The organism is Methanomethylovorans sp. PtaU1.Bin093 (genome assembly GCF_002067275.1).
Lineage (GTDB): Archaea > Halobacteriota > Methanosarcinia > Methanosarcinales > Methanosarcinaceae > Methanomethylovorans.
In genome coordinates, this window is sequence record NZ_MVQX01000082.1 from 1 (window position 1) to 2,942 (window position 2,942).

Here is a 2,942-nt window from a genome sequence, read left to right on the forward strand (position 1 = left end):
GGCACACCGATCACGGGTACATCCACCAGACCCGACACAACTGTAGGCAATGTGCCTTCCCTGCCAGCAGCCACCACTATGGAATCCGGCTTATGTGACCGAAGCTTGAGCATCTCACCTACAAGCCTGTGAAAACCTGCGACTCCCACGTCATAGATAGCAATGGTCTCACATCCCATTTCCGAAGCTACTATGCGGGCCTCTTCAGCAACCGTGATATCAGCAGTGCCCGCAGAAATTATTGCTACCACACCCCCGGTTCTGGGTACAGGTGTGCCATTGTGCACCACTACTGTCTTTTTGTATTTCCCCCATTCCAGCTGTTCAGGTCTGAAGGCATCTTCGATAAGCTTCACATTGATTTCATTAAGACGTGTTACAAGCACTCTGCCACATGCATCCACATGGGCTTGCGCTATTTTGACCACATCTTCGGGTTCCTTGCCTTCTGCAAGGATAGCTTCCATAACCCCGGTGCGCTGGCTGCGACAGACATCTATCTTCGCAATATCGGAAACGGGCACATAACCCATGCCGCGTATAAGATCTTCAGCAGCATCCAGGTCCGTTTCATTGTTCTTAATTTTAAGCAGGATATCTCTGAGGTCCATGATCACGTTCGAATATTGGAATAAAAGCTTAAGATGCTTTCCCAGCGATAATGTACAAAGCATTTCTCAGGACAAAACAAAAAAAACGATCTTCCTTCTTATGAGAATGAGCAGAAAAAGTCAGTATTCCTGGTTCTCTTCAACATCATGTGTGTAATGTCAATTTTGCGTCTTAGCATCCTTGCGTTGATAGTATGTTGTGTATATTTTTTACTGCAAGATGATCTTTAACGCAAAGTAGCAAAGACGCGAGGACGCAAAGGGGTTGTTTTTATCTTTGAGTCTTAGCGCCCTTGCGTTGATAATATATTGTATATATCTAATGAAACTCTTTTTTTACACAAGGTCGCGAAGTCGCGGGAAGCAAAGTTGCTTTTTTACCTTTTCACAGAGCTTTGTCAAAAGTCCAGGACTTACAGATATGTGGATATTTTTAAGGCGTATTAGATATCCGAACAGCTTGCCATATGAAAATAGACATAACTCATAACCGACCTTTTCTGAGATGAAGATGCCACATAATGCCAGATGTTGAATCTTACAGGCGTAGGCTCCAGGCAATGCTGCCGGAGTTGAGAACGTAATACAATGTCAGTTACATCGGCCTGTTCGGGTCCTATGTGCGCGGGGAGAATACTCCTGAAAGTGACCTTGATGTTTTAGTGGAGTTCAGCAGGACACCCACCATCTTCCGGTTCGCCTATCTGGAAGATCACCTTTCCGATTCCCTTGGGGTCAAAGTGGACCTGGTCATTAAAAATGCGTTGAAGCCGAATATCGGGAAACACATAATTAACGAAGTCGAAGCTGTCTGAGGGATAATGATCCGGGATACAAAGGACTATGTACAGGACATCTATGATGCCATGGAGGCAGATACAGCCCTTGACTTCACCGTTTCACCAATATCCATTTCCACAGTGGCAGGAACTTGATCCCGTCCTCTTCTTTTTCTGTGTCCCTGGTCAGAAGTAGCAGCTGCGCATCATTGCTTTGGGCGAATTCCTTCAGACCATCTGTTTCCCGGGGGTCCAGCTCATCTGTATATGACACATTTATTGCTTGCAGGCGGCCTTTGCCATCATCTGCTATGAAATCCACTTCCTTTGCACCACGCCAGTAATTTACTTCATAGTTCCGCCTTTTGAGCTCTATGAAAACAATATTTTCCGCAGCCTTCCCGAGATCCTTTGAGAAGAGGAATGCCACAGCTCCCCGAAGACCGGTATCGATGCAATACACTTTACGCGGGTTTACCTGCTGGCTTTTCAGGGAGTGACTGAATATGGGTATAAGATAGATGAGGTTTATGTCCTCAAGGTATGATACGTATTCTGCAAGGGTCTCTTTTCCGACAGAGGTGTTCCCTTTGATGGTATTAAAGTAAGAGTTTATGCTAAAAGGCGAGCTGATGTTCGTGAGCAGATATCTGGAGAGCATTTTCAGGAGGTTTATGTTCCTGATCGAAAATCTTTCGACCAGATCCTTATAGATGAACATCTCGTAATAGTTCTTTAATATTGGCTGTCTCAGCGTTTCATCTTCCAACGCGATCTCCGGAAAACCGCCCCACTTCATATATTCTTCGAACTGCTGCTTGACAGTGTAGCGTTGTTGCGTGTACTCAAAGTCTTTTTCAAGACCTATACCCTTGAACTTAAGGTATTCCCTGAAGCTTAAAGGATGAAGGTGGAATGACAGTGTCCTTCCCCTGAGGCTTGTCGCTATTTCCTTGCTGAGCAATTTTGAGCTTGAACCTGTTACGTATATGCTGGCATCCAGCGTATCGTGCAATCTTCTGACAAATACCTCCCAGCCATGTATGCTCTGGATCTCGTCAAAGAACAGGTACATCGTCTTCTGAGTGTTCCTGGGATAAAGTTCGAAATACGCCTCTATAAGAAGGTCCAGTTCATGCACTGAAAGCGGAAGGATCCTGTCGTCCTCAAAGTTAACATAGAGGATCTGCTCCGGCTCTATGCTATCCCTTAACTGCTTGATGATGGTGTAAAAATAGAATGTTTTGCCGCTTCTTCTTGAGCCCACAAGGCTGATGATCTTTTTTGTCGCAGGTATAATGAGCTCACGATCATAGGTTTCAGGAAGTTTCCTTTCATGGAACTCCTTGATGATCTGTTTGAATATGCTCTTTTTGTCCATATACTTATGTACACGTACAAATACTTAGTTATTTGGTCTTATTAATAAGCCTATTTCTGCAAGATAAGTGCGTATGCCGCAAGGATCTAAAAGTAATTATGGCATTCAATGTCCATCCTGACGGTCCCTTTAAAGACCACAGAGACGCCAAGTTTGTTATTTGCGTCTTAG

Annotated in this window: 3 protein-coding genes; 1 reads left to right on the forward strand and 2 read right to left on the reverse strand. The window is 44.5% G+C overall.

The genetic code is table 11. From position 1 onward, the window contains the following. Positions 1-611, reverse strand: a 611-nt coding sequence (locus A4E24_RS08985) for an AIR carboxylase family protein (RefSeq protein ID WP_292352951.1), incomplete at its 3' end; no start/stop codon positions are given. Between the two features lie 599 nt (positions 612-1,210). Here A4E24_RS08985 and A4E24_RS08990 point away from each other — a divergent pair. Next, positions 1,211-1,426, forward strand: a complete 216-nt coding sequence (locus A4E24_RS08990; protein ID WP_367121173.1) for a nucleotidyltransferase family protein — start codon at positions 1,211-1,213, stop codon at positions 1,424-1,426. A gap of 76 nt (positions 1,427-1,502) precedes the next feature. Here the strand turns inward: A4E24_RS08990 and A4E24_RS08995 are convergent, their stop codons facing one another. After that, the gene (locus A4E24_RS08995; protein WP_292352952.1) at positions 1,503-2,771 is read right to left on the reverse strand and encodes an ATP-binding protein; all 1,269 of its coding nucleotides are present in this window, start codon (positions 2,769-2,771) and stop codon (positions 1,503-1,505) included. Between the last annotated feature and the right edge of the window lie 171 nt (positions 2,772-2,942).